2 protein-coding genes and 1 pseudogene are annotated in these 4,372 nt (G+C 68.7%); all 3 read left to right on the top strand.

Features of this window, described 5'->3' with window-relative positions; genetic code table 11:
* The first annotated feature begins 120 nt into the window (after positions 1-120).
* Positions 121-1,473, top strand: coding sequence for a hypothetical protein (locus GCN74_RS28030; protein ID WP_152259689.1), 1,353 nt, complete (start codon positions 121-123; stop codon positions 1,471-1,473).
* Positions 1,474-1,483: 10 nt separating this feature from the next.
* The gene (locus GCN74_RS28025; protein WP_152259688.1) at positions 1,484-3,646 is read left to right on the top strand and encodes a hypothetical protein; all 2,163 of its coding nucleotides are present in this window, start codon (positions 1,484-1,486) and stop codon (positions 3,644-3,646) included.
* 20 nt (positions 3,647-3,666) lie between these two features.
* Positions 3,667-4,372: pseudogene (locus GCN74_RS28020) on the top strand (8-amino-7-oxononanoate synthase); the annotation flags it as partial.

The raw sequence follows: 4,372 nt of genomic DNA, 5'->3' as shown, positions 1-4,372 counted from the left end.
GCGCCGGTGCGGGGGGCGGCATGGCGCCGGCCGGCGTGCGCAGCCAGGCCGGCATGCGTCCGGCCAGCGGGCGCTGGGCGCGCCAGGGCCACAAGATCGTCCTGTACGGCGTCTGACATCATGGCCATCGGCGCTTACGCTGCCTGGATGCTGGCGCAGGAGGCGCGCTCGCTGCTGACGCGGCTGGCGCGGCTGGAACCGTTCGCGCTGATCGAGCCGACGGTGCTGGCGGCCGCCCTGACGCCCAGCGCCCAGTCGGCCATCGAAAGCCAGCTGGTGCAGGGCCGGCGCGAGCTGCGGCGCATGGTGGCCCGGTTCCAGCGGTGGCTGCGGCGCGAGCAGGCCGACGGCGCCAGCATGGCCACGGCGGCCGAGGCGCAGCGCCGCTTCACTTTCCTGCGCCTGAAATTCAATGCCGCGCTGACCCAGTTCGACCTGTTCAACGAAGTCATCACGCAGCGCAGCGAGCACAAGACGGGCGTGTGGCTGGCCGGCCTCGACATCGTTGCCGCCGACGCGCTGGCGCTGCCCGGCGAGGTGTACCAGGCGCCGCCCGTCATCTGCTACCTGGACCGGGGGCCGGGCGCGGCCATCCGCCGCGCGCGCACCCGCCTGCCGGGCGGCGGCGACAATCCCGTCGCCATCATCCGCCTGCCGCGCGAACGCATGATCGGCAGCGGCATCGCCTCGTCCCTGGTGCACGAGGTCGGGCACCAGGGAGCGGCGCTGCTGGACCTGGTGGCGTCCCTGCGGCCCGTGCTGCAAGCCATGCAGCACGGCGGCAGCGGCCCCGTGCCCGTGTGGCAGCTGTGGGAACGGTGGATATCCGAGATCGTGGCCGATTTCTGGTCGCTGGCGCGCGTGGGCGTGGCCGCCACCCTGGGCCTGATCGGCGTGGTCAGCCTGCCGCGCGTGTTTGTGTTCCGCCTCAATGTCGACGACCCCCACCCGGTGCCATGGCTGCGCGTGCGCCTGAGCTGCGCCATGGGGCGGGCCTTGTATCCGCATCCGCAATGGAACCGGCTGGAGCAGCTGTGGCTGTCGTACTACCCGCTGACGGACTTGCCGCCGGCCCGGCAGCGCCTGCTGGAGCAGTTGCAAGCCAGCATGGCGGCCCTGGTGGGGGTGCTGGTGCAGCACCGGCCGCCCGCCTTGCGCGGCAGCTCGCTGGCCGAAGCCATGGCCGTGCAGGCACGCCAGCCGGCCATGCTGGCGCAGCTGTTCCGCAGCTGGACGCTGGCGCCGGCGCAGATGTACCGGGCCACGCCGACCCTGGTGTTTGCCGTGCTGGGCCAGGCGCGCGCCAGCGGCACCTTGAGCCCGGAAGACGAAAGCGAGCTGCTGGGACGCTTGCTGACCCACTGGGCCCTGCGCAGCACCCTGGACACGTCGGAGCTGTGCGCCGATGTCGTGCGGCATGGCCGCCAGTCCGGCAGGCTGCCGCCCCTGGCATCCCGTTTGATTATCCATTGAGGAGAATGACATGAGCAGCAAGATGAGCAGCAAGATGAGCAGCAGGGGCGGGGCGGCGGGCCGGGCGGGCCCGCAACGGCAGGGCGGCAGCATCGCCGTCACCGTGCACGAGCAGAACAGCGGGACCATGGTCGTCAATGCCGCCATCAGCCTGTACCGGGGCGCCCAGGCGGACTGCCATGATTTCAATGCCGCCGCCTGGCAAGCCGACCCCGCCATGCTGGTGGGCGTGCGCTGGACGGATGGGCGTGGCAGCACCGTATTTTCCGAGCTGGCGACGGGCAGCTACGTGGGCGTGTATGGCAACTTCCCGTCCACGGCGCCCCAGTGCGTGACGGTGCAATCGGGCTGCAGCGCCGTGCTGTGCTTCAAGCCGCAGCTCAACCCGCAGGTGGCGCTGGCGTTTGAAACGCCGGACTGCCAGCCCAGCGACTGCCAGTTCGGCAGGGTGGGCGACCGCGCCGTGGCCACCGTCTCGTTTGACGGCGATCAAAGCGCCGACGGGCGCGACCAGGTGCAGCTGCTGGCCGCCGCGCCATGGGTGCCCATGCGCGGCACGCCGAACGCCTTTTCCACGCCCGTGCGGCGCGCCGGCATGCACCGTTTCATGGCGCAGATGATGTTGTCGCAGCGGTCCGACCTGCGCAGTATCCTGCCTGTGCCGGAGGGGCTGAGTCCGAACGCCATGCTGGCGCTGGATTCGGAATACGAGACGGAAGAGCGCCAGCCCACGCCCATCTCCGGCAATGTGGGCGTATCGCTGACGCGCACGGAAACGGAGCCGACGGAAGACTTGCCGCTGTGGACCTTGATACGCAACAGCACCGAAGCGATGTCGTTTACGAATTACCTGCATTTCATGGACAGCCTGTTTTGCGGCGACCTGGCCACTGTGCGCGGCTTCGAACAGGAACGCTTCGTGAAAAAAGCCGACATGTTCCAGCAGCTCAAGCAGCGCCGTGCGCTGCCGTTTTCCGACTCCGATTCCTACCGCGTGCTGAAAGTGGCGACGGAAGCGTTCGTGATGGTCAATTGCGGCGTGCTGAACCAGCCGCTGGCCTTCAATCCGGCCGAGGACAACGCCTACCTGGACCGGCGCGACATTCCCCAGGGGCGCGACCTGGAAACCGTGCTGCTCAACGATTACCTGGAAAATATCGACGGCTTCCAGACCTTGCCCTACCTGGCCGTGATCCGCCGCAAGCTGCCCGATATTCCCATCAGCATCCCGCGCGGCCAGGAAGGCGAGGTGGACCTGTGTTTTGGCATCATCCAGGAAAAGCTGGCGAACCCTTGCCTGCTGGAACTGATCTGGTCGTACTGGCACGAAGAAGGCATGCTGGTGCAAACCATGAACGCCATCACGCAGCGCTTCCAGAATCTGCGCGCGCCGGGCAGCGGCCTCGATCCCCTGTCGAACACGGAAATCGACATGCTGCGTCCCCTGAACAACTTGCTGTGGGGATACACCCAGGATGAGCAGCACCGGCTGACCGTGGTGCGCCGCAACTACGAGTACGACCACCATTACGGCGTGCGCCTCGACGGCAAGGCGGTACAGCACTTCCGGCCGGCCGACAGCCGCTCGAAATTCCTCGAAGCGTTCCACCATTTGCTGCGCCTGCTCACCTCGTTCTACAAGCAGGACGACGACACCACCGTCAAGGCGGACGCCTTCCCCGTGCTGAATGCCTTGAAGGAAATCCACCTGATCCTGTCGCAGGGCGCGCACAACCAGTTTGGCGACCTGCCGTCGACGGCGCGCATCGAGATGCTGATGCAGCAATGGATGCTGGCGCGGCCCGAGTTCCGCGAATTCCTGCCCACGCGCGTGATGGTGGCGTATCCGGAACCGTGGATGGACAGGGTTGACGCCATGAAGAAACTGCAGGGCTGGACGGATACGAGCGTGATGCATTTCCGTAACCTGGCCATCTTTGGCGAGCAATTGCTGCTCTCCGTGCGCTATGGCAACTGGAGCGACATCTATGAGCCGACCCAGGCATTCAACTGGGCGCGTTTCTGGCGTCCCCAGGTACAGGGCTACATCCACGGCTACCGCGCCGCCACCGGGGTGGATTTGTCCGTCGACAGCAGCGACCCGGCGGTCGAAGCGACGATGCCCTCGGTGTTGCTGCGCCAGCGCCTGAGCCAGCAGCTGCGCAGCGTCTAGGGCGGGGGCGAGGCGCGTGCATGCTCGACTTCACCAGTGCCCTCTACCTGGGCATGCGTCATCCGTCGGCCCGGCTGGCGCCGTGGCGCAGCCTGACCCTGGGCCAGCCGGCGACCCTGCGCGAGCCGCCGGGCGCGCAAGCCCTGGCAGCAAGCCTGGCGGCGCTGCAAGGCTGCGAGGCGGCCTGCGTGCTGCCGTCGACCCTGCACCTGTTCTGGGACCTGTTCGGCCTGCTGGCTGCCGAGCGGCTGGTGATCCTCGTCGATGGCGGCAGCTACGCCATCGCGCGCTGGGGCGCCGAGCGGGCGCAGGCGCTGGGACTGCCCTTGCGCGTCTTTCCCAGCGGCGAGGCGGCGGTGCTGCAGAGCCTGGCGGCGGCCTGGGGCAGGCAGGGTCGGCGTCCCTTGATCCTGGCCGATGGCTATGTGCCGGGCAGCGAGCAAGTCTTGCCGCTGGCCGCGTATGCGGCCCTGGCGCGCCAGGGCGGCGGCTATCTGCTGCTGGACGACACGCAGGTGCTGGGCGTGGCGGGTGCATCCGGCGGCGGCTCGGCGCGGCTGCATGGCTTGCCGGGCGGCTACGACAAGGCGGGCGGCCACCTGATCGTGGGCGCCTCGCTGGCCAAGGGCCTGGGCGTGCCGCTGGCCGTGCTGGCCGGCGGCGGCGCTCTGCTGCGGCGCTTCGAGGCGCACAGCCAGACGCGCGTGCATGCCAGTCCCCCTTCGG

This window comes from Janthinobacterium sp. FT14W (assembly GCF_009208755.1).
Taxonomy (GTDB): domain Bacteria; phylum Pseudomonadota; class Gammaproteobacteria; order Burkholderiales; family Burkholderiaceae_D; genus Janthinobacterium; species Janthinobacterium violaceinigrum.
The sequence above is the reverse complement of the archived record's forward strand: the minus strand, read 5'-3'. Positions and strand labels throughout refer to the sequence as shown.

Coding starts and splice junctions, on each gene's coding strand:
- GCN74_RS28030 (WP_152259689.1), top strand. CDS start 121: ATGGCCATCGGCGCTTACGCTGCCTGGATGCTGGCGCAGGAGGCGCGC.
- GCN74_RS28025 (WP_152259688.1), top strand. CDS start 1,484: ATGAGCAGCAAGATGAGCAGCAAGATGAGCAGCAGGGGCGGGGCGGCG.